The following is a 21079-nucleotide window of genomic DNA, read 5'->3' on the forward strand; positions in this document are numbered from 1 at the left end:
AAGCGGCCCGTTCTCAGCGGTTACTCGCGAGTAGACGGGCCGCTTTCGACCTCTAGTTGCATCGGGGTGGGGCTATTGGCGGTCGAGATCGTACTGGGCGGCCAACCGGACGGGCGCGGAGCCGGCACCATAGCCCTCATAGCCACCGCGGCGCTCCACCACCTCGAAGAACACGGTGCCCACGGTCCGGGTGTAGAAGTGCAGGAACTCCCCGCCCTCGTCCCGGTCATACATGACGTCGTTCTCCCGCAACTCGGCCAGGAAGCCCTCGTCCAGGTTGAACCGGGCGGCCAGGTCCTCGTAGTAGTTGGAGGGCACCGGCAGCATCCGCAGACCGCGTCCGCGGGCCCGCCGCGCCACCTCGACCGCGTCCGAGGACAGGAACGCCACATGCTGGGGGTAGGCCGCCTTCAGCCGCAGCTCGTCATGGTCCACGTGGCCGCTGAGGGACCGTGGTTCCGCCGAGCGTCCGGGGTCCAGCCCGTGCGGGATCAGGTTCAGCGGGATGCGCACGGCGCCATCCGGCGTCCGCATCACCTCGGAGCGCACGAGCCCCTGCGGCGAGGCCACGTCATTGCTCACCTGCGCCTCGAGCCCGAACAGCGAGCGGTAGAACAGCACGCCCTCCTCGAACCACTGCCACGGCTGAGCCAGGTTCACGTGGTCGATCCCGAGGATCAAATCGTCACCGGCGGTCTCACCCTCGGCTCGTGATCCGTACTCCCCCACCCACTGTGGGGCGGCCGCGGTGCTCGGGGCCAGGAAGACCTCGGTCCCATCCGGAGCCTGGACGCCGCGCAACACCATCTCGTCCGCGCGATTGGCCCGCCAGGCCTTCGGGAAGTGCAGGTCCCTCGCGTGCTCGGCGGTGCTGCGGGGGTCCGGCACCTGCAGTCCCACGGAGGCGATGACCGAGCCCCCCGCGTGCTCCAGGGGGGCCTCCGCGCGGTCATTGGTGACCACCCGGGCGTCCCCGGCGGCGAACAGGTGCACATCCTTGGTCCGGTGGCGCCCCCGGTCCGCGAAGCCCAGCTGCGTCAGCACCTCGACCAGGTCGGCCGGCTCGGCGGCGCGGACCTCGGCGAAGTCCCAGCCGGTGGGGCGGGCGGGGACGTCCCCGGACTGGGCGTCATCGAGCCACTGCAGGGACCGCATGGCCTCACGGGCGGTGCGGACCGACTCGGTCTGGCGGTACACGTCCGAGAAGACCTCCAGGGACACGGGGCCGGTGTACCCGGTGGCGTAGAGCTCCCGCATGAAGGTGACCAGGTCGAAGCCGCCCTCCCCGGGGAAGTTGCGGTGGTGACGGGACCAGGACAGCACGTCCATCAGCAGCAGCGGGGCATCGGCCATCTGCACAAAGAACACCTTCTCCCCCGGGATGTCCCGGAAGCCGGTGACGTCTCCGCGGCGGGAGAGGATGTGGAAGGAGTCCAGGCAGAGCCCGAGGTTGGGCCGGTCCGCCTGCTGAACCAGGGACCACGAGTGCTCGTAGGTGTTGACGAACCGGCCCCAGGCCAGGGCCTCGTAGGCGATCCGGACGTCGTATTCGGCGGCGAGATCGGCAGCCCGGCGCAACTGCTCCACCGCCACCGGGTCCTCCCAGTTCGTGGCGGTGCCGACGTTGGAGCACAGCAGGATCAGGTCCACGCCGAGGCGCTGCATCAGCTGGAACTTGGCCTCGAGCCGGCGCAGGTTCTGCTGGAACTGCTCCTCGGGGACCCCCTCGAGGTCCCGGAAGGGCTGGTAGAGGTCCAGGGTCAGTCCCAGTTCCTCGGCCAGGTCCCGCACCTGTTCCGGGGAGAGCGGCGAGGCCACCAGGTCAGGCTCGAACACCTCGATCCCGTGGAAGCCGGCCTCTGCCGCCGCCCGCATCTTCTCCTCCAGCGTGCCGGCCAGGCACACCGTGGCGATCGAGGTCTTCTGCATGCGGGCGGGGCCCGTGGAGGAGATCTGACTCATGAGACCAGCCTACGTCCGTTCTCAGCCCTGATTCCGGGCCACGAGGTCCAGGAAGTGCCGGCGCACCCGCTCCGGGTCAGCCTGCCGGCCGGTGATCAGCCCGAAGGCGTCCAGGGCCTGGCCCACCGCCATGCGCCCACCGTCCACCACGGCACAGCCGGCTGCCCGGGCCGCCACCACCAGTTCGGTCTCCACGGGCAGGTACACCACCTCGGACACCCACATCTCCGGGCGCAACCACGCGGCCTCGACGGGCATCCCGGGGTGGCCGTTCATGCCCACGGGGGTGCAGTGGGCCAGCCCGGTGGCCGTGACCAGTGCCTCCTGCAGCTCGGCGTGCGGACGGGCTGCCACGGTCTGGTCCGGGAACTGGTCCTGGAGCGCGGCCGCGCGCGCCGTGGCGCGGTCCAGGTCCAGGTCCATCAGGGTCAGCCGGCGGGCTCCGGCCCTCAGCAGGGCGTAGGCGATGGCGGAGCCGGCGCCGCCGGCACCCAACTGCACCACCTGGCTGAGGTCCGGCTCGGCCATGGTGGTCTGCAGACCGGTGATGTACCCGGAGAAGTCGGTGTTGTAGCCCACCGAGCGCCCGTCCCGGAACACCACGGTGTTCACCGCGCCGAGGTTGCGGGCGTCCTCGTCCACCTCGTCGAGGTGCTCCATGATGGTCTGCTTGAACGGGTGGGTGATGTTGAAGGCGTTGAAGCCGAGCTCACGGCCTGCCGCCAGCAACCGCGGCGCGGCCGCCTGCGCCTCCTCGTCCCGCAGGCCGAGGGCGGCGGTGTCCACGGGACGGTAGAGGTAGAGCAGACCGTGCTCGCGTGCCTCCTGCTCGTGCATGGGCGGGCTCAGTGATGCGGTGATCCCGTCCCCGATCAGGCCCACCAGATAGGACTCGTCCACGTGGCTCATGCGCTGGTTCCCTCCGTGCCCCGCTCCGGGGCGTGTGCTGTGTCCGTCTGGGTGACTGTGTCGGTCTGGGTGGCCGCGTCCGTCCGGGTGCCGGCGTCCACCGAGCCGTCGTCCTCGTAGGTGTTCACTCCGGCCAGGTGCCGGCCGGCGATGTAGCCGAAGGTCAGGGCCGGGCCCAGGTTGATGCCGCCGGCCGGGTAGTGCCCGCGCATGATGGAGGCGTGGTCGTTGCCGGCGGTGTAGAGCCCCTCGATCGGCATGCCCTCGGCATCCGTCACTCGCCCTCGGGTGTCCGCGGCGATCCCGGCGAAGGTCCCGAAGGAGCCGGGGCGGACGTGCACGGCGTAGAACGGGCCCTTCTCCAACGGTGCCAGCGAGGGGTTCGGACCCACCTCGGGGTCCCCGCCGAAGCGGTTGAACGCGGTGGCCCCGCGGCCGAACTCCGGGTCCTCGCCACGCCGGGCGTTCTCGTTGAACTCCCGAACGGTCCTCTCCAGCCCTGCCGGATCGATCCCGCACTTCTGCGCCAGCTCCGCGACCGTGTCCCCCTGCACCAGGTACCCGGTCTTCAGGTAGGGGGTCAGCGGCAACGGGATCGGCTTGGCGAACCCCAGGGAGTAGCGCCGGATCGCGGTGGAGTCAGCGATCTGCCAGGACTCCACCGCCTCGTTCTCGCCCGTGGCCGAGATCAGTCCGCTGACATAGTCGTAGTAGCCGTTGGCCTCGTTGACGAAGCGCGTGCCGTCCCGGCGCACGCCGATCGATCCCGGCTTGGCGCGGTCCATGATGTGCGGGAACACCCCGTGCCGGTTGCCCGGGTAGGGGACCAGGGAGACGGGGCACCAGGCCGCCGGGGACTCCATGTCCGCATCGAACACCCCGCCGGCGCCCAGCGCCAGGTCCAGCCCGTCGCCCGAGGCCTCCTCCGGGGCCAGGGTCCAGTGCTCGTTGCCCGTCGGGGTCTTGGGGAACAGGTCCCGGCGCCGGCCGACGTCGTTCGGGAAGCCACCCGTGGCCAGGACCACCCCGCGCCGCGCGCGAACGTACCGGCCGCCGCGCGGCCCGCCCACGATCGCGCCGCAGATCCGCCCCTCGGCCGAGCGCACGAGGCGCTGCACCGGAGCGTTGACCCGGATGTCCACCCCCAGGTCATCCGCGGACTTCATGAGCCGGCCGGTCAGGGCGGTGCCGTTGACCAGGTGCATGGACCGGCCGCGCGTGACCATGTCCAGCAGGTGCGGGACCACGCGCTTGACGGAGTGGACCCACCCCTCGGGCTTGAACTGCGAGGCCTTGAGGAAGGTGGACAGGTCCTGGCCGGCCATGATGCCCATGCCGAAGAAGGAGGTCGGGTAGTACTGGCGGCGCATCTTCTTCAGCAGGGCGGCACCGAACTCCCGGGCGTGCACCGGGGCCGGCCCCACGGAACGGTTGCCGGTGCCGGCGCCCGGGAGGTCCCCGTAGATGTCATTGATCTTCGCCCCGGTGACGAACTGCAGGGACGTCCGGTCATGGAAGAAGCCGACCATGTGGGGCACGGCCTCGAGGAAGGCGTCGATCTTCTCCCCCGCCGCCGGCGTGTAGCGGTCCCCCAGGACGGCGCGCAGGTAGCTGCGGAACTGCTCACGGTCCTCGTCCACGCCCTCGGCGCGGGCCAGGGCGGTGCCGGGGGTCCAGGCCCAGCCGCCGGACCAGCTCGTGGCCCCACCGCAGACGGGGGCCTTCTCCGCCACCATCACGTCCAGGCCGTGATACGCCGCGGTCACGGCGGCCGCCAGCCCGCCGGCTCCGGAGCCGGCGATCAGGACGTCCGTGTCCACCACGGGGACACCGAGGTCCAGGGCCTCGCCTTCCGTCAGGGGGTCCTGCTGCGTGCTGCTGGTCATCGGGTCCTCTCTTCTGTGCTGGTCTCGGCAGTGGCTGCGGCGGCGCCCCCGGAGGACCCCGCCGAGCTGCCCGGCAGGGCCTCGCGCTCCAGCAGGCTCACCGCCGATGAGTGCAGGTGCCCGAGCCAGCCGGCGTCCCCGAGTCGGGCCACCGCCTCATCGTTGGGGACCTCGAGGGAGACGGGGAGCTGGGTCCCGGCGCGCGGGGTGCCGGCCAGGCCGGCCTCCAGGGCGTCCACCACCCCGAGCAGGTCCAGCCCGCCCTCGCCGGGGGCCAGCCTCGCCGAGCGGGACTCCGTCATCAGGGCCTCCCGGGATGCGGGGCGCTCTGCCGGGGCGTCACAGAGTTGGACCATGGGAGCCCGGCTGGCCGCGGCGGCGAGCTCGGCGGCGCTGGCCCCGAACCGGCCCGTATGCAGGGTGTCCACCACGAGGTCGCAGCCCGCCTGCACGGCGAGTTCGTCCGCCACCGGGATGGAGCGGACGCTCTGGTAGCTGATCGCCTCCAGTCCCGGGCTGATGCCGAAGGGCCGTCCGTCCTCGGCCATCTGGGCCAGGGTGTCCCGCGCCCGGGACAGGTCCGGGTCCCCGCACGCCACGGTCAGCGATTCTGCCCCGAGGGCCTGCCCCGCCTCGAACATCCGCAGCCAGGCATCACGCTGGTCCGTTCCGTCCAGGAGCAGGAACTCGATGTCCCGGACCATCACGCCGGTGTCCGCCATGCGGGCCAGGGTCTCCGCCAGCAGGGGCGAGCCCGGCTGGACGTCGAAGGGCGTCTCAGCGTCCGTCACGGGACGCACCCGGACCCCCACGAAGTCGAATCCGGCGTCCGCCGCCAGCTGGACCAGCCGGGGTGGGGCGGCAGAGAGCAGGGAGAGTTGGGCCACGCCGAGCAGGCGTCCGGTGGCGGTAGGCATGGTCCCATGTAAGCCCGTTCACACCCGGAACGTCACACAGCGGCCCATTGAATGGAATATGTGGTGAAGCGGATCACAGGACGCGGACGCCTCATGCCCTCGGCAGACTGCTGCCGACCATGCCGGACAGCCCGCGCGCCGCGGAGAGCAGCACCGGCACCTGGACCCTGAGGTTCACGTCCGCCAGGGTCTGGACGATGGCCAGGGCCCCCACCACCGCACCATGGGCGTCCTGTACCGGCGCGGCCAGCCCGGCCAAGGAGCCCACCAGCACACCCGGCAGGTGCACGTAGCCGTCTGTCCGGGCCTGGGCCAGGCGCCGCCTCAGATGCCCCTCCGTCATCCCGGACTGCAGCGTGCTGGCGTCCCAGGGCATCGCCAGGATCCGCTCTCGCACGTCCGGCGGCGAGAACGCCAGCATCACCTGCCCGGGTGAGGCCGCAAGGACCGGCTGACGCAGGGCCACCTGGGTGAGGTCCTCCCGGGCGCCCCGATGGGTGAGGCGCTCCAGGTAGACGATCTCCCCAGCGGGCTCGTCCAGGATGGACAGGCTGACGTTGTGCTTCAGGGTGACGTGGATGGCCTCCATGAAGGGCAGCGCCAATTGGGACAGCGCCTGGAACCGGGAACCTCGCTGCCCTGCCTCCCAGAGGGCCAGGCCGATCCGGAACCGTCCACGACCGGTCCGGAACAGCAGGCCGGCCTCGGACATGTCCGAGGCCAGGCGGTGGGCCGTGGAGGCGGACAGCCCGGTCCGCGCGGAGAGCTGGGCGGCCGAGAGCTCTGGGTGGTCCGCATCGAAGCTGTCCAGGATCCGGGCCACCCGGGTGATCACCGATTCTCCGGAGTTCGAGTTCGCCATGTCGCCCAGCCTAGACCCCACCAACCCATTCAATGGGCCATCTTTTGGAGTCGCCCCCTTCGGAAGGCAGTCTTCTGAGACAGTCGCGTGACCCCGTTCACAGCAGGAAGTCACGCAGGCCACCGGGAACACCGGGCCCTGCCCCGCCCAAGAGCAGGAGCGTGCGGACCCCACCCGGCGCGGCCGAAGAACCGTCCCCTACATGGGAGCAACCATGAGCACCACCCACACGGCACGCCGTGATACCAGCGGTCAGCTGGACGCCCTGTCCCCCGAGGACCAGAAGTACCGCATGGACCGTGCCAAGCGCGCGGGTTGGTCAGCCTTCCTCGGCGGGGCCCTGGAGTACTACGACTTCTTCGTCTATGCCACGGCGGCCTCGCTGATCTTCCCCCACATCTTCTTCCCGGACACCGGCAGCGACGCCCTGACCCTGGTGGCCTCGTTCGGAACCCTGGGCGTGGCCTACGTGGCCCGCCCCTTCGGTGCCGTCTTCTTCGGGCACCTCGGCGACCGGATCGGCCGCAAGGCCATCCTGTTGGCCACGCTGCTGCTGATGGGCGTGGCCACCTTCCTCATCGGCGTGCTCCCCACGTACCAGCAGATCGGCCTCTGGGCCCCGATCCTGCTCGTGGTGCTCCGCCTGGCCCAGGGCCTCTCCGCCGGAGCGGAGATCGCCGGCGCCTCCGCCCTGAGCACCGAGGAGGCCCCCGTGGGGTTGCGCGGGTTCTTCCCGTCCTTCTCCATCTCCGGGATCGCCGCCGGCATCGTGCTGGCGTCTCTGGCCTTCCTGCCCATCACCGCCATGGATGAGGAGGCCATGCTCAGCTGGGGCTGGCGCCTGCCCTTCCTCGCCTCCATCCTCGTGCTCGGAGTGGCATGGTTCGTCCGCCGCAGCCTCCAGGAGCCCGAGGACTTCCAGGAGACCAAGGACGCCGGCGAGCAGGAGAAGGCCCCCTTCCTGGTCATGCTCCGCACCCACCCGGTGCAGTTCGTGCAGATCTCCATCCTGTCCCTACAGGTCGTGACCAACACCCTGATGCAGGCGTTCGGCCTGTCCTACGCCACCCAGGTGGGGATCGACTCCTCCACCATGCTGTGGGTGACCATCGTCGGCAACATCGTGGCCATCTTCACCACGCCGGCCTCGGCCTACCTCTCGGACCGGATCGGCCGCAAGCCGACCTTCATCGCCGGCACCGCCACCACCGCCGTGATGATCTGGGTCTACTTCAACGCCATCGCCACCGGCAACATCGCCCTGGTGTTCGTGGCCTCCACCATCATCCTCGGCGTGACCTACGCGCTCTCCAATGCCGTCTACCCGGCCTGGTTCTCCGAACTGTTCAACGTCAAGGTCCGCTACTCCGGTGTTGCCGTGGGCCTTCAGGTCGGCATCCTGGTCTCCGGCTTCACGCCGATGATCGCCTCCGCCCTGGTGGGTGCCAACTATGAGAATTGGGGTCCGGCCGCCTGGCTGGTCTCCGGCGCCACCATCCTGGCGACCATCGTGGCCCTGACCACGCGGGAGACGTACAAGACCCCACTGGCCGAACTCGGCAATCCCGTCTCGGACGCGGAGATCGAGGCCGGGTTGCACCACGGCTCCAAGTCCCCGGCCACGCGATAGTCTGAGGCACCATGACCCAGAATGCGCTCCCCGTCTTCGTGCTCAACGGGCCGAACCTGAACCTCCTCGGCCAGCGTGAGCCGGAGAAGTACGGCACCGCCACGCTGGCGGACGTGCAGGCCCTCTGCGAGGAGACCGCCACGGGCCTCGGCCTGGCGGTGGACTTCCGCCAGTCGAACCACGAGGGAACCCTCGTCGACTGGATTCAGGAGGCCCGTGGGTCCGGCAGTGGGATCATCCTGAACCCGGCCGGCTACACCACCACGTCGATCGCCATCATGGACGCACTGCTGGCCGCGGACCTGCCGGTGATCGAGGTCCACATCACCAACATCCACCGGCGGGAGGAGTTCCGCCACCACTCCTACGTCTCCAAGGTGGCCGAGGCGGTCATCGCCGGCGCCGGGACCCACGGCTACCGGCTCGCCCTCGAGCACATGGCCCGGCTGGTCCAGACCGACCAGGCCTAGAGACCGGGGCCCTCGGCCCCAGAGTACGACGACGGCCGGTGCCTTCCGCTGGAAGGCGCCGGCCGTCGTCGTTCCCGGAGCTCAGGCGCGCAGGTCGATGGACTCCGAGGTCCCGCCCCGGCCGGAGCCCTTCGGGGTCACGGAACCGTCAGCGGTCTCCTCGTCATCACCCTCGGCGGCGAGCTGGCCGCAGGCACCGTCGATCTCCTTGCCCCGGGTGTCCCGCAGGGTGGTGGGGATTCCGGCCGCGTTCAACCGGTCGATGAACTCGTCCGTCACGTCCGGCTCGGAGGAGGTCCAGATGGATCCGGGGGTCGGGTTCAGCGGGATGGGGTTCACATGCACCCAGCCGCGGCCGCGGGCGTTGAGCTTCTTGGCCAGCAGGTCCGCCCGCCAGGCGTGATCGTTCATGTCCTTGATCAGCGCGTACTCGATGGACACCCGCCGGCCGGTCTGCACGTAGTAGTTGTAGGCGGCGTCGATCGCCTCGTCCGCCTTCCACCGCGAGTTCACGGGGATCAGCTCGTCCCGCAGCTCGTCGTCCGGGGCGTGCAGGGACAGGGCGAAGGTGACCGGGATGCCCTCCGCGGCCAGCCTGTTGATGGCGGGGACGAGCCCCACCGTGGAGACGGTGATGTGCCGGGCGGACATCCCCAGACCCTCCGGCGCCGGGTCCACCATGCGGCGGAGGGAGGCGATCACGCGCCTGTAGTTGGCCAGCGGCTCGCCCATGCCCATGAACACGATGTTGGTGACGCGCTCGGCGTTGTGCCCGCCGTCCTTGCGCAGTCCGCCCAGGCCGCCGGAGGCGATGACCTCGTTGGCGCGGACCACCTGTTCCACGATCTCCGCGGTGGACATGTTGCGGGTCAACCCGTTCTGGCCCGTGGCACAGAACGGGCAATTCATGCCGCAGCCGGCCTGGCTGGACACGCACAGGGTGACCCGCCCGGGGTAGCGCATGAGCACGGACTCCACGAGCGCCCCGTCGAAGAGGCGCCACAGGAACTTGACGGTGTCCCCGTTGTCCGTGGTGAGCCGGCGGACCTCGGTCAGCAGGGGCGGCATCATCTGGTCCACCAACTGGTCCCGCTGCCCGGCGGGCAGGTCCGTCATCTTCTCCGGGTCCGAGGTGAAGTGCGTGAAGTAGTGGGTGGAGAGCTGCTTGGCGCGGAAGCCGGGCAGCCCCAGCTCCTTGACCTTCGCCTCGCGCTCGGACAGCGTCAGGTCCGCCAGGTGGGTCTTGGGCTGTGCCACGCGGGGCTGCTTGAACTGCAGGAGCGGCCGGCCGTCCTCCGCGGTCGGCTGGGTCCAGCCCTCCGCCTTCGGGCGGACCTGCGGGCGGCTCTCGTCAGCGGCGTCGGGATTGGAGAGCATGCGGCCGTCCAGCGGCCCGCCGATGCCCTGACTCTGCAGCCGGGCCCGGTCCTCGGCGATCTGCTGCGCCTCGGTCTCGTCGATCAGCCCCCGCTTCGGACGGTTGAGCTTGAGCTTTCCGTCCCGAGCATGCTCCAGGTGGGCGTCGGCAGGGCGCGCGGCAGTGGTCCGGGCGGTGCGATCCGGGCGGTGGTCCCCTCCGCGGGGACGAGACGTGTCAGCCATCCCCGCCATTCTCCCATGGGTGTCCAATCCCGTCCCGGTCCGGCTACCCCCGGATGGTCCGGTCCCGCCCGGCGAGCCAGCCGAAGGCGGCCGCCCCGAGTCCGGAGGCGGCGAACAGCCAGGCGGCGGGACCGAAGGACCCGGTGGAGGCGAAGATCTGCCCGGTGATGAAGGTGCCCGCCGAGCCCAGTCCGTAGCCGAGCCCCTGCATCATCCCGGAGACCCGGATGGCCATGTGGGAGGTGTTGCTGCGCAGGGCGATCATGGTCAGGGCCAGCGCCGTCAGCGCCCCCTGCCCCACACCGAGCACCCCCGTCCAGATCCAGATCCCATCCAGGGGCCCGTGGATGGCGAGGATGAACCCGCTCGCGGTCAGCACAGCGGCAGCCACGTTGAGCCCGGACTGCGAGCGCAGCCGGGCCGCCCAGACGGGGCCGAACAGGGATCCGGCCATCTGCAGCACGATCGAGACGGCCACGATCACCCCCGCCGTGCCACCATCGATCCCCCGTTCGCGCAGGATGGGGGCCAGCCAGGCGAAGCACGTGAAGGACGTCATGGCCTGGCAGACCATCATGCCGGTGATCTGCCAGGCCACAGGCGAGGTCAGCGGGCTCCGTCCGGTGGTGGAGGTGGACACCCGCGCCGTGGAGCGGTGCCGTAGCAGAACGGGCACCAATAGGACCGCGGCCAGCACCACGGGCACCGCCCAGACGCCCAGCGCCAGGTGCCACTCGCCCAGTGAGCCGTACAGCGGGTAGGTCAGGCCGGCACCGAGGGCAGCGGAGCCGCAGACCGAGGTGGTGTACAGGCCGCTCATCAGACCCACGCGCTCGGCGAAGTCCTGCTTGACGATGCTCGGCAGCACCACGTTGCACAGGGCGATCGCCGCGCCCGAGAGCACGGTGCCGGCCAGCAGCGGGACGATCGCGCCGCCCTCCGGCACCGGGACCGCACGCAGCACCAGGCCCGCCGCCAACAGCACGAGGGAGCCACCGAGGACCTGCCAGGTGCCGAAGCGGTGCGCCAGCACCGGGGCCAGCGGGGCGAAGAGGCCCAGCAGCGTGATCGGCACAGTCGTCAGCAGGGTCACGCCCCACGCCGGCAGCGCCGTGGCCGCCATGATCTCCGGCAGGATCGCCGAGAGGCTGGAGAAGAGGGTGCGCAGGTTGAGGGAGACCAAGACCACGCAGAGTGCCAGATAGACCCAGGAGGCCCGAGAGCTGGCCGAAGGACGGGAGGCAGTCACGTTGGTCATCACAGCATTGTGCCAGCGCGCAGCGTGCGCACCACCAGGGCCGAGGGCAGGTGCCGCACGCCGGCGGGCAGCCGAGGGTATAGGGCCCGGACCACAGCCCACAGGCGGGCCTCACGCCGCGAGTCCGCCCCGTCCCAGTCCAGCCCGAGCGCGCCCCGGATCCGCCCCGGCAGCATCCCGGCGGTCACGAACCGCACCGCCGGCATCATCCGGCGCAGCCACCACGGTGCCTGCTCGGCGGCGAACAGCTCCCGCATGATCCCCTGCGCCGCCTCGGTCACCTCCAGGCGCACGACGGCGGCCTGCCAGTACCGCTCGAAGGCCACCCGGTCCTGCGGCCAAAGACCGGCGGGCATCCCCAGCAGGGTCCCGAGGACGGCGTAGTCACGGTAGATCCGCTCCGCGTCCGCGGCCCCCAGCTCACCCCAGATCCGCCACCGGGCCTGCTCGGCGGCCCAGTAGAGGGTGGCCGTGACCCACAACTGCGCCTGCGGATCGGCGGCCGAGTAGGCCCTGCCCCCGGCGTCGGCACCGCGGACGGGGACGTGCGCGGCGGCCACCCGGGCGGCGATCCGGTCCCGCACCGGTTCGGCCTCCGGCAGCACGGCGGCATAGACGAAGGCCAGGGTGTGGCGCAGCCTCCTCAGCGGGTCGGCGGCGAAGTCGGAGTGGTGGGCCACCCCGGCCCCCACGGGCCGGTGGGCCACCTGCAGCAGGATCGCGGCCCCGGCCCCGGCCAGCACCGCGGCCTCCCGGGCCAGGCCCACCGTGGTGGTCGGCGCGCAGTGGCGTGTGCCACTCACGGCCACGAGGTGTACCCGCCGGGCCCCACGCGCCACCCGCGGTAGGCGGGCTCACCATCTGGCTGGACGGCCGGCGTCGTGCGGGTGACACTGCCGGAGGCCAGCGCCGGTGACCGAGCCGCGGCACCTGACCCCCCGGTTCCCTGCGCTCCCCCGACTCCTGCAGTCTCTCCGGATTCCGCGGCCTCCGCCACCTCCGCCGCCTCCGCCAGGGCGTCCTCGCGGGCGCGGTCACCCAAGCCGGCCTCCGTGAGCACGGCGTCCAGGTTGCGGATGAAGACCACGAGCCAGGCGTAGATGACCCCGCCCATGGCCAACTCGAAGCCGGTGAGGTTGTAGTAGCGCAACGGGAACCACAGGAGGGTGGCCAGGATGCCCAGCCCCAGCATGAGGTAGGTCCCCACATAGACGGCGGCGGGAAAGCCCGGCAGCCAGAGCTGGACACTGGCCAGCAGCACGATGAACACCACCCCGAGGACGCGGATGAAGGTCGAGTGCACCGGATCGGAGAAGTTGATGGGCACCACGCCGGCGCCCATCATGCACAGCCCGATGATGAACAGGGCCCAGCGCAGCACCCCGATCCGAGCCTTGCGGACTCCCCGCCGGGCGCGGTCTCGGGCCCACGTGAACAGGTCCTGGGTGATGAAGGAGGACAGGGTGGTCAGCACCAGTCCGGAGACCGTGAGCGTGGTGTTGAAGGTCCAGAAGGACAGGATGCCCGCCTGGCCCGTGCCGAGCTCGGAGAAGAACGCGTGCCACCAGAACGGGTTCTCCGCCAGCAGCATCGAGACGATCATGCCGGAGGCCATGAACAGCGCCAGCAGCGTGGACAGGGAGCGCGTGGAGATCCGGGCGGAGGAGTTGAACCCGAGGTAGCCGGCCACGGAGCCGGTGATCGTGAGCATCACGGTGGAGGCGATCCCGTCCACCGTCAGCCCGGTGAAGGACTCCTGGAACAGCCGGAACAGGGCCAGGCAGGCCATGACGGCGATCGAGGCGTGCACCACCACGAGCCCCACCGCATCCGCCACCAGCCAGCCCCAGTGCCGCTGGATCATCCACTGGTGCGTGGTGCGGGTGGAGCGGGCCAGGCCCGCCAGGCAGGCCAGTCCAGCGGCCACGGCGGTGAGGATGCCGGCAGCGGTGCCCACCGAGAAGTCGCCGGACAGGGGTGCGCGGCGCCCTACGAAGACCAGGATCCCGACGGCGGCACCGGCCATCCCGGCCGCGATCGCCACCCAGATGGCGAGGGACTCGCGGGCCACCGGGCCGGTGAGCCGGCGGATGGACAGGAGCCGGGAGACCGGCCCGGAGCCGCCGGCCGGGGCGCCCCTCAGCGGCAACCGGCCGGTGGCGGTTCGCGAGGTTGCACTGAAGTCCGTCACGGTCGCCGATTCTGGCACGTCCTGGTTAACCGGGGGCGAAGCACGGCGTCACGTGTTCGGCCGGGCCCACCGGCACTACCGCCGGGAATCCGCTTGGACTACGCTGATTCATGTTCCGTTAACCCATTGTTCACCTAGCGAGCGGGGTCGACGAGGCGGTTCCCGCTGTCGCCTGGTCTCCGCAATCCCGCGAAGGAGCTGTCATGAACGGGAAGAACACCATCCAGCCGACGCCGTCGCCACCCGACCCCGGCACAGACACCGCCATCCCCGCCCTGGACCGGCACGTCCTGGAGCGCACCGCCGCCCATCTGCACGAACGCTACGCCCGTGTGACCGACCGGCCGACCGTGGACCGCATCCTGACTGAGGCCTACAGGGAGATGGCCCGGCGGGCCACCGTGAAGACCCACCTGAGCCTGCTGGCCGGCAATTTCGCGGACAGCCAGCTGCGGGCGCTCGGCCTCGCCCAGGGGATCATCGAGTCCCCCCTGCCGCGCGTCCTGTTCATCGACGACGCCAATGCCGGGCGCTCCCAGATGGCCGCCTCCCTGCTGCTCAAGCACTCGGCAGGGCAGATCGCGGCCCGCTCCGCGGGGCTGACTCCCGCCGGGCACCTCTACGAGGACGCCGTGACCGTCATGGCCGAGATCAGCATCCCCCTGGACCACGCCTACCCCAAGCCCCTGTCCCTGGACGTGCACCGGGCCGCCCAGCACGTGGTGGCCCTCGGCTGCGCCGGCCAGGTCGAGCGACTGCCCGGCCAGGACTACCGCGACTGGGACATCCCGAACTTCGTGGGCCGGCCCCTCCGGGACATCCGCGCCATGCGGGACGACCTCGAACGGCGGACCCTGGCGCTGATGCGGGAGATCGAGCCCCCCGCACTGCGGCTGAGCGCCTGATCCCGGCGGAGCACCGCCCCACCCCGCCCTCCGGCCCGGCCGCCTGCCCTGGCGGCCGGGCCGGAGGCATGAGCCCACGAATTCCGATACCCCCTCCGGGTACTTGAAACCATACCCGCATGGGGTATATGGTGACACCATGAGCACGGACATCGAGACCCCTGCGCAACCTACGGACGGGAACGCGCATCACGGGTACAGCCCGAACAAGGACGCCTACCTCAAGCGCCTGCGGCGCATCGAGGGGCAGGTCCGCGGCATCTCCCGGATGGTCGATGAGGACCAGTACTGCATCGACGTCCTGACGCAGGTCGCCGCAGCCACGAAGGCCCTGCACGCCGTCAGCCTCGGCCTGCTCGAGGACCACATGGGCCACTGCGTGGCCGATGCCGCCCGCGAGGCCCGGGACACCGGCAACGATGAAGCCGTCCAGGCCAAGGTCGCCGAGGCCACGGCCGCCATCGCACGGCTCATGCGCTGACGCCCCGGCCGAGCACCACCACCATCCACTCCAGGAGGATCACCATGAGCACCACCCAGATCAAGATCAACGGCATGACCTGCAACCACTGCGTCGCGAGTGTCACCGAGGAACTCCAGGAGCTGCCCGGCGTGACCGGCGTCGAGGTGAACCTCGTGTCCGGCGGCACCTCCACCGCCACCGTGACCACCGCGGAAGGCACCGTTGCCCCCGAGGACCTGCAGGCCGCCGTCGAGGAGGCCGGCTACGCCGTCGCCACCCCCGGCCTGGACCTTGCCTGAGGCCGCGATGACCGAGACACCGGCCATCCGGAGGGTGGACCTGGACATCACCGGCATGACATGCGCCTCCTGCGTGGGCCGGGTGGAGCGCAAACTCGGCAAGCTCGAGGGTGTCTCCGCCTCCGTCAACCTCCCCCTGGAGTCCGCCGCGGTGGAGGTCCCGCCCTCCGTCACGGACGAGCAGATCGTCGCCGCAGTGGACCGGGCCGGCTACACCGCCACCATCCGTCAGGCGCAAAGTGACGCCACCCCCACCGGAGTGACGTCTCCTCGTCACTCTCTGCCCGAGCACGACGAGCACGCTGACCACAGCGACCACAGCGACCACAGCGACCACATGAACCATGGGCCCTCCGGGGACATGATCCGGCCGCGGCTCATCGGCGCCGCGATCCTGACCTTCCCGCTGTTCCTGATCTCCATGGTCCCGGCCCTGCAGTTCCCCCACTGGGGGTGGGCTGCGCTGGTCCTGGCCACCCCGGTCACCCTGTGGGCCGCCTGGCCGTTCCACACTGCCGCCTTCAAGGCCGCCCGGCACGGCTCCTCCACCATGGACACCCTGGTCTCGATCGGCGTGCTGGCCGCCTGGGCCTTCTCCACGGTCGAGTTGCTCCTGGACCCCGGCATGACGGCGATGGCCGGCGCCGCCCACGGCGGGGGCATGGCCTCGATGGCGGACCACCAGTTGTACTTCGAGACGGCCGGAGTGGTCACCACCTTCCTGCTGCTCGGCCGCTGGCTCGAGGCCCGGGCCAAGAGGCAGGCCGGGTCCGCCCTGAAGTCGCTGCTGGACCTCGGTGCCAAGACCGCCACGGTGCTGCGCGGCGGCGTGGAGACCACTGTCCCCGCCGCACAGCTGGTCCCCGGCGATGAGTTCGTGGTGCGCCCCGGGGAGAAGGTCGCCACGGACGGCTACGTGATCTCCGGCCACTCAGCCCTGGACACCTCGCTCATCACCGGCGAGTCCGTCCCCGCGGAGGTCGGCCCGGAGGACACCGTCACCGGCGCCACCATCAACACCTCCGGACGCCTGCTGGTCCGTGCCACGCACACCGGCGCGGACACCACGCTCGCCCAGATGGGCCGTCTCGTCTCCGATGCCCAGACCGGCAAGGCCCCCATCGCCCGTCTGGCGGACCGCATCTCGGCGGTCTTCGTGCCGATCGTGCTCGTCATCGCGGTCATCACCTTCACCCTCTGGCTCATCTTCAGCGGTGACCTGCACGCGGCCTTCCGCGCCGCCGTGGCCGTACTGGTCATCGCCTGCCCCTGTGCACTCGGGCTGGCCACGCCCGTGGGCCTGCTGGCCGGCACCGGCCGCGCGTCCCAGCTCGGCATCCTGATCCGCGGCCCGGAGGTCCTCGAGGACACCCGCACCGTGGACACCATCGTGCTGGACAAGACCGGCACCGTCACCACCGGTGACCTCGCCGTCACCTCGGTGACACCGCTGCAGGAGCAGAGCCACGGGTACGACGCCGGCCGCCTCCTTCTCCTGGCCGGTGCGGTCGAGGCGCATTCCGAGCACCCCATCGCCACCGCGATCGTCGCCGCCGCCCGCGAGCGCTCGGACTCCGGCCACATCCCCGAGGTCACCGGCTTCACCTCAGCCGCCGGCGGGGGCGTACACGGCACCGTGACCGATGGCTCCCAGACCGGCCACCGTGGCTGGTCAGATCCCGTGCCGATTGACGGTCAATCGCCACGGGACCTGACCACTCACGAGGGAGGGTTGCTGTCGGTGGCGGTGGGACGCTCGGACTACATGGCCACGCAGCTGGACTCCGGGGCACTGACCGCCGCCGAGAAGCAGCAACTCACCGCCGCAGAGGAGGCCGGCGCCACCGCGATCTGGGTGGCCGTCGACGGGCAGATCGCCGGGATCATCTCTCTACAGGACACCGTCAAGGAGTCCTCGGCACCGGCCATCGCCCGGTTCAAGGAAATGGGACTGCGCCCCATCCTGCTGACCGGGGACAACGCCGCCGTCGCCACCCAGGTGGCTGCCGCCGTCGGGATCTCCGAAGAGGACGTGTTCGCCGGGGTGCGCCCCGAGGACAAGGTGGCCAAGGTGACCGAGCTCCAGCGGGGCGGCCGCGTGGTCGCCATGGTGGGCGACGGCGTGAACGACGCCCCGGCGCTGGCGCAGGCGGACCTGGGGATCGCCATGGGCTCCGGCACGGACGTGGCCCGCGAGGCCGCCGACATCACCGTGATGGGTTCGTCGCTGGGCCAGGTGGCCCAATCCGTGCAACTGAGCCGCAAGACGCTGGGCATCATCAAGTCGAACCTGTTCTGGGCCTTCGCCTACAACACCCTCGGCATCCCGGTGGCCGCCCTCGGCCTGCTCAACCCGATGCTGGCCGGCGCGGCCATGGCGGCCAGTTCCGTCCTGGTGGTGGCGAACTCGCTGCGCTTGACGCGGTTCGGGCGCTGAGCGCGATCACCGGTCCGCCCGGGCGCCGACCAGCCGCCGCCGGGGCACCCCTAGTGCAAGGACATCTCGCGGGCCGCCGGCACCGGGCGCTGGTCGAACACCGTGCAACCGACCTCCTGCTCGGCCTGGTTGTGGATGGACAGGTCGATCCCGGAGCGGTCCCGGACCAGGGTCACGGCGATGAGCGCGACCACGCACATCCCGACCAGGTAGACGGCGATGGCCCCGGAGGATCCGGTGGCGTCCAGGAGGGCCTGGGCGATCATGGGCGCGAACGCCCCGCCCAGGATGGCGCCGATGGCATAGGAGATGGACACCCCAGAGAACCGGATGGAGGCGGGGAACAGCTCTGAGTAGAGAGCGGCCTGCGGCCCATAGGTCAGCCCGGTGCCGATGCAGATGATCCCCAGGCCCAGGTAGAGGTTGGCCAGGCTGCCCGAGTCGATGAGCATGAACAGGGGCCAGACCGCCAGGATCAGCCAGACGTAACCGAGCTGATACGTCCGCTTCCGCCCGATGTGGTCCGAGAGGATCCCGGCCCCGAGGGTGGCGAGCAACCACACTGCGGCGGCGAATGTCATGGCGATCAGCACGTCGGTGTCGTCCAGCCCGACGCTGTCCGAGGTCGCGTAGGAGGGTATGAAACCGCCCGTGGACATGTAGCCCACCGAGTTGTTGCCCACGAAGATGAGCGAGGCCAGGAGCACCAGGTGCCAGTACTTGCGGAACAGCTCCACGATCGGGACACTCGCCTGCTCCTTCTTCTCCGCCATCTCCTTGAACACCGGGGACTCGTCTACGGCCAGCCGGACGAAGTAGCCGACACCGATCAGCACCACGGAGGCGATGAAGGGAATCCGCCAGGCCGCGGCGCTTCGCCGGGGCGTGTTCCACGGCCATCAGCGCCGCGCCACCCCACTCGCCACCGGCCGAGACACCCTGCAGGATGCGGAGCAGGATCAACAGGACCGGGGCGAGGACCCCGACCGACTCATAGGTGGGCAACAGGCCGATCAGGGTGGTGGCCCCACCCATCATGATGAGCGTGACCACCAGGATGACGCGGCGGCCCAACTTGTCCCCGTAGTGCCCCGCCAGGAACGCCCCGAGCGGGCGGAACAGGAAGGAGATGCCCACCGACGCGAAGGACAGCAGCAGGCCGATCGACGTCCCTGCCGGCTCGAAGAAAAACTGGGAGAAGACCAGGCCGGCCATGGTGGCGTAGATGAAGAAGTCGTACCACTCCACGGTGGTGCCCACCAGGGTGGCTGCAGCGACGCGGCGCTGGTTGGCCCGGTCAGAGTGTCGGGGTTCAGTCATGGGTACCACGTTGGGTGTTGCCGAATAGATGTGTGGGGGGGGCCGGAGCACGCCGGGGTCAGGTGGTGAAGATCGGCTCGAAGAAGTCCGTCAGCTCGTCCGTGGCGGTCAGTGGGAGCACCGCCGAGACATACTGGTCCGGACGGACCACCACGATCACGCCGTCGCGGCTGAGACCGCGCGCCTCGAAGATGTCGTCCTCCGGGTCCATGCCCCAGACCTTGTTGAGGTTGGAGATCTGGAATCGGCCGACCTGCGGGCGGAAGATCGAGGGCGTCTCCATCAGCTCCACCTCCTCGTGGGGCTGCTGATAGACCACCTGGACGTCGAACAGCGCGTCCAGGTCTCGGCCAGCCGGGGTGAAGCGGCGGACCGGGGAGGCCTCGGAGTCCAGCCATTCGGCCCAGGCCCGCAATGCCGAGTCCTGGGCGGAGGACACGGCGGCATCGGCGAAGGCGTAGATCCGCCAGCGACCGTCCGCCGTGTGCTGGTGGCCGAGGCGGTGCGGAGTCGTGTCACAGACACGCTTGGCCGGGTGCGCCTTGAAGCGCTTGCCGAGGGGGAACCCGCTGGCCAGCGCTTGGTGGGACGCCTCGGCGACGAGCAGACCGGCCGGGTACTCCGTCATGAAGCCCGCCGGGAACTCCGCGGTCTGCTGGTAGAAGTCCTCCAGCGCAGTGGCACTCTCCAGTTCCTCCGGCTTGGCGGCCATCATCGAGGACCACTCACGGTCGAAGTCGATGAGCTTCTGGGCCACGGGCTGCCGCTCGGACGAGTAGGTGGACAGCAGCGATTCCGGACTCAGCCCGGTCAGCACGTGGCCCAGCTTCCAGCCCAGGTTGAACGCGTCCTGGATGGAGACGTTCATCCCCTGTCCGGCCTTCGCCGAGTGCGTGTGGCAGGCGTCGCCGGCGATGAAGACGTGGGGGTGGCGCTGGCCGAGGTCCTCGGCCTGGACGTCGTCGAACCGGTCCGTCACCCGGTGGCCCACCTCGTAGACGCTCCACCACGCCACGTCCTTCACCTCCACGGTGTAGGGCGAGACGATCTGGTTGGCCTGGGCGATGATCGACTCGAGCGGGGTCTTGCGCACGGCGCCCGCATCGTCTTGGTCCACCTCGCCGAGGTCCACGTACATCCGGAACAGGAAGCCGCCCTCGCGCGGGATATGCAGGATCGAGCCGTGCTCGGACTGGATGGCGCACTTGGTACGGATGTCCGGGAAGTCGGTCTCCGCGACGACGTCCATGACCCCCCACGCATGGTAGGACACGGCGCCGACGTGCTGGGCGCCGATGTCCCGGCGGACCTTCGAGCGCGCGCCGTCCCCGCCGACCACATACTTGGTGCGGATGGTTCGGGTCTCACCCGGGCTCACGCCGCCGTCTGGCGTCTCACCGGTGCGCTTCAGCGTCACGGTCACCGGGTACTCGCCCTCACCCACATCGAGGGAGACGAACTCCCAGCCCCAGTAGGGCTCGGTACGGGACGGTGCCTGGCGGGCGAAGCGGGCGAAGTAGTCCAGCACCCGGGCCTGATTGACGATCAGGTGTGGGAACTCGCTGACCCCGGCCGGGTCATCCACAGCCCGTGCGGTCCTGACGATGTGGCCGCTCTCCTGCGGGTCCGGCTTCCAGAAGTTCATCTCGGTCAGGTGGTACGCCTCGGCGACGATCTCCTCGGCGAACCCGAAGGCCTGGAACGTCTCGACGCTGCGGGCCTGGATGCCGTCGGCCTGGCCGATCTCCAGCCGCTGCGGGCGGCGGTCCACGAGGCAGGTCATGACTTCGGGGAAGCTGGCCAGTTGGGCGGTGGCGGTCATGCCGGCAGGTCCGGCGCCGACCACGAGGACGTCCATGACCTCCGGAAGTTCGGCGGAACGGTCCATGCCCACGCCCGCGGCAGGCTGGATGCGCGGGTCCCCGGACACGTACCCGTTGTGGTGAAACAGCATGTGGTCTCCTCTAC

16 protein-coding genes and 1 pseudogene are annotated in these 21079 nt (G+C 70.4%); 6 read left to right on the forward strand and 11 right to left on the reverse strand.

Features of this window, described 5'->3' with window-relative positions:
- Positions 1-72: 72 nt before the first annotated feature.
- The 5 genes from IMT31_RS07430 to IMT31_RS07450 all read right to left on the reverse strand — a co-directional run bounded on the left by IMT31_RS07430 (position 73) and on the right by IMT31_RS07450 (position 6536).
- A complete protein-coding gene (locus IMT31_RS07430; protein ID WP_345354198.1) occupies positions 73-1962 on the reverse strand; it encodes a bifunctional sugar phosphate isomerase/epimerase/4-hydroxyphenylpyruvate dioxygenase family protein in 1890 nt (629 codons plus the stop codon).
- Between the two features lie 21 nt (positions 1963-1983).
- Complete coding sequence (locus IMT31_RS07435; protein ID WP_345354196.1) at positions 1984-2871, reverse strand: shikimate dehydrogenase; 888 nt, start codon at positions 2869-2871, stop codon at positions 1984-1986.
- Positions 2868-4757, reverse strand: a complete 1890-nt coding sequence (locus IMT31_RS07440; protein ID WP_413544291.1) for an FAD-dependent oxidoreductase — start codon at positions 4755-4757, stop codon at positions 2868-2870. Before IMT31_RS07440 ends, IMT31_RS07435 begins: the two co-directional genes overlap by 4 nt.
- Positions 4754-5674 (reverse strand): sugar phosphate isomerase/epimerase family protein, encoded by a 921-nt coding sequence (locus IMT31_RS07445; protein WP_413544292.1) that lies wholly within the window; start codon positions 5672-5674, stop codon positions 4754-4756. Before IMT31_RS07445 ends, IMT31_RS07440 begins: the two co-directional genes overlap by 4 nt.
- A 91-nt stretch (positions 5675-5765) precedes the next feature.
- The gene (locus IMT31_RS07450; protein ID WP_413544293.1) at positions 5766-6536 is read right to left on the reverse strand and encodes an IclR family transcriptional regulator; all 771 of its coding nucleotides are present in this window, start codon (positions 6534-6536) and stop codon (positions 5766-5768) included.
- Positions 6537-6750: 214 nt separating this feature from the next.
- Between IMT31_RS07450 and IMT31_RS07455 the strand changes: the two genes are divergently transcribed.
- Both IMT31_RS07455 and aroQ read left to right on the forward strand, forming a co-directional pair.
- Positions 6751-8166, forward strand: a complete 1416-nt coding sequence (locus IMT31_RS07455; protein ID WP_345354188.1) for an MFS transporter — start codon at positions 6751-6753, stop codon at positions 8164-8166.
- Between the two features lie 11 nt (positions 8167-8177).
- Positions 8178-8636 (forward strand): type II 3-dehydroquinate dehydratase, encoded by a 459-nt coding sequence (gene aroQ / locus IMT31_RS07460; RefSeq protein ID WP_413544294.1) that lies wholly within the window; start codon positions 8178-8180, stop codon positions 8634-8636.
- Positions 8637-8717: 81 nt separating this feature from the next.
- Here aroQ and rlmN read toward each other — a convergent pair whose 3' ends face one another.
- The 4 genes from rlmN to IMT31_RS07480 all read right to left on the reverse strand — a co-directional run bounded on the left by rlmN (position 8718) and on the right by IMT31_RS07480 (position 13687).
- Positions 8718-10013, reverse strand: a complete 1296-nt coding sequence (gene rlmN / locus IMT31_RS07465; RefSeq protein ID WP_413544385.1) for a 23S rRNA (adenine(2503)-C(2))-methyltransferase RlmN — start codon at positions 10011-10013, stop codon at positions 8718-8720.
- Positions 10014-10281: 268 nt separating this feature from the next.
- On the reverse strand, positions 10282-11496 hold the full coding sequence (locus tag IMT31_RS07470; protein WP_413544295.1) for an MFS transporter: 1215 nt from the start codon (positions 11494-11496) through the stop codon (positions 10282-10284).
- On the reverse strand, positions 11496-12299 hold the full coding sequence (locus IMT31_RS07475) for an oxygenase MpaB family protein (RefSeq protein WP_413544296.1): 804 nt from the start codon (positions 12297-12299) through the stop codon (positions 11496-11498). Before IMT31_RS07475 ends, IMT31_RS07470 begins: the two co-directional genes overlap by 1 nt.
- Complete coding sequence (locus IMT31_RS07480; RefSeq protein WP_413544297.1) at positions 12296-13687, reverse strand: hypothetical protein; 1392 nt, start codon at positions 13685-13687, stop codon at positions 12296-12298. Before IMT31_RS07480 ends, IMT31_RS07475 begins: the two co-directional genes overlap by 4 nt.
- Before the next feature lie 203 nt (positions 13688-13890).
- On the opposite strand from IMT31_RS07480, the gene IMT31_RS07485 reads away from it, so the two are divergent.
- The 4 genes from IMT31_RS07485 to IMT31_RS07500 all read left to right on the forward strand — a co-directional run bounded on the left by IMT31_RS07485 (position 13891) and on the right by IMT31_RS07500 (position 17791).
- Positions 13891-14592, forward strand: a complete 702-nt coding sequence (locus tag IMT31_RS07485; RefSeq protein ID WP_413544298.1) for a low molecular weight phosphatase family protein — start codon at positions 13891-13893, stop codon at positions 14590-14592.
- A gap of 139 nt (positions 14593-14731) precedes the next feature.
- The gene (locus IMT31_RS07490) at positions 14732-15073 is read left to right on the forward strand and encodes a metal-sensitive transcriptional regulator (protein ID WP_413544299.1); all 342 of its coding nucleotides are present in this window, start codon (positions 14732-14734) and stop codon (positions 15071-15073) included.
- 44 nt (positions 15074-15117) lie between these two features.
- Positions 15118-15354 carry a heavy-metal-associated domain-containing protein gene (locus tag IMT31_RS07495; protein WP_345354177.1) on the forward strand — a complete coding sequence of 79 codons (237 nt, stop codon included), beginning with the start codon at positions 15118-15120 and terminating at the stop codon, positions 15352-15354.
- A gap of 7 nt (positions 15355-15361) precedes the next feature.
- Positions 15362-17791 carry a heavy metal translocating P-type ATPase gene (locus tag IMT31_RS07500; protein WP_413544300.1) on the forward strand — a complete coding sequence of 810 codons (2430 nt, stop codon included), beginning with the start codon at positions 15362-15364 and terminating at the stop codon, positions 17789-17791.
- 50 nt (positions 17792-17841) lie between these two features.
- Here the strand turns inward: IMT31_RS07500 and IMT31_RS07505 are convergent.
- Positions 17842-19111: pseudogene (locus IMT31_RS07505) on the reverse strand (MFS transporter).
- 58 nt (positions 19112-19169) lie between these two features.
- On the reverse strand, positions 19170-21065 hold the full coding sequence (locus IMT31_RS07510) for an FAD-dependent monooxygenase (RefSeq protein WP_413544301.1): 1896 nt from the start codon (positions 21063-21065) through the stop codon (positions 19170-19172).
- Positions 21066-21079 lie beyond the last annotated feature (14 nt).

It is taken from the genome of Citricoccus nitrophenolicus (assembly GCF_047305825.1).
GTDB lineage: Bacteria > Actinomycetota > Actinomycetes > Actinomycetales > Micrococcaceae > Citricoccus > Citricoccus nitrophenolicus.

What these genes read in the sequence shown, in the direction of transcription:
- IMT31_RS07430 (WP_345354198.1), bottom strand. Translation starts at nt 1,962, where the DNA reads ATGAGTCAGATCTCCTCCACGGGCCCCGCCCGCATGCAGAAGACCTCG.
- IMT31_RS07435 (WP_345354196.1), bottom strand. Translation starts at nt 2,871, where the DNA reads ATGAGCCACGTGGACGAGTCCTATCTGGTGGGCCTGATCGGGGACGGG.
- IMT31_RS07440 (WP_413544291.1), bottom strand. Translation starts at nt 4,757, where the DNA reads ATGACCAGCAGCACGCAGCAGGACCCCCTGACGGAAGGCGAGGCCCTG.
- IMT31_RS07445 (WP_413544292.1), bottom strand. Translation starts at nt 5,674, where the DNA reads ATGCCTACCGCCACCGGACGCCTGCTCGGCGTGGCCCAACTCTCCCTG.
- IMT31_RS07450 (WP_413544293.1), bottom strand. Translation starts at nt 6,536, where the DNA reads ATGGCGAACTCGAACTCCGGAGAATCGGTGATCACCCGGGTGGCCCGG.
- IMT31_RS07455 (WP_345354188.1), top strand. Translation starts at nt 6,751, where the DNA reads ATGAGCACCACCCACACGGCACGCCGTGATACCAGCGGTCAGCTGGAC.
- aroQ (WP_413544294.1), top strand. Translation starts at nt 8,178, where the DNA reads ATGACCCAGAATGCGCTCCCCGTCTTCGTGCTCAACGGGCCGAACCTG.
- rlmN (WP_413544385.1), bottom strand. Translation starts at nt 10,013, where the DNA reads ATGCTCTCCAATCCCGACGCCGCTGACGAGAGCCGCCCGCAGGTCCGC.
- IMT31_RS07470 (WP_413544295.1), bottom strand. Translation starts at nt 11,496, where the DNA reads ATGACCAACGTGACTGCCTCCCGTCCTTCGGCCAGCTCTCGGGCCTCC.
- IMT31_RS07485 (WP_413544298.1), top strand. Translation starts at nt 13,891, where the DNA reads ATGAACGGGAAGAACACCATCCAGCCGACGCCGTCGCCACCCGACCCC.
- IMT31_RS07490 (WP_413544299.1), top strand. Translation starts at nt 14,732, where the DNA reads ATGAGCACGGACATCGAGACCCCTGCGCAACCTACGGACGGGAACGCG.
- IMT31_RS07495 (WP_345354177.1), top strand. Translation starts at nt 15,118, where the DNA reads ATGAGCACCACCCAGATCAAGATCAACGGCATGACCTGCAACCACTGC.
- IMT31_RS07500 (WP_413544300.1), top strand. Translation starts at nt 15,362, where the DNA reads ATGACCGAGACACCGGCCATCCGGAGGGTGGACCTGGACATCACCGGC.
- IMT31_RS07510 (WP_413544301.1), bottom strand. Translation starts at nt 21,065, where the DNA reads ATGCTGTTTCACCACAACGGGTACGTGTCCGGGGACCCGCGCATCCAG.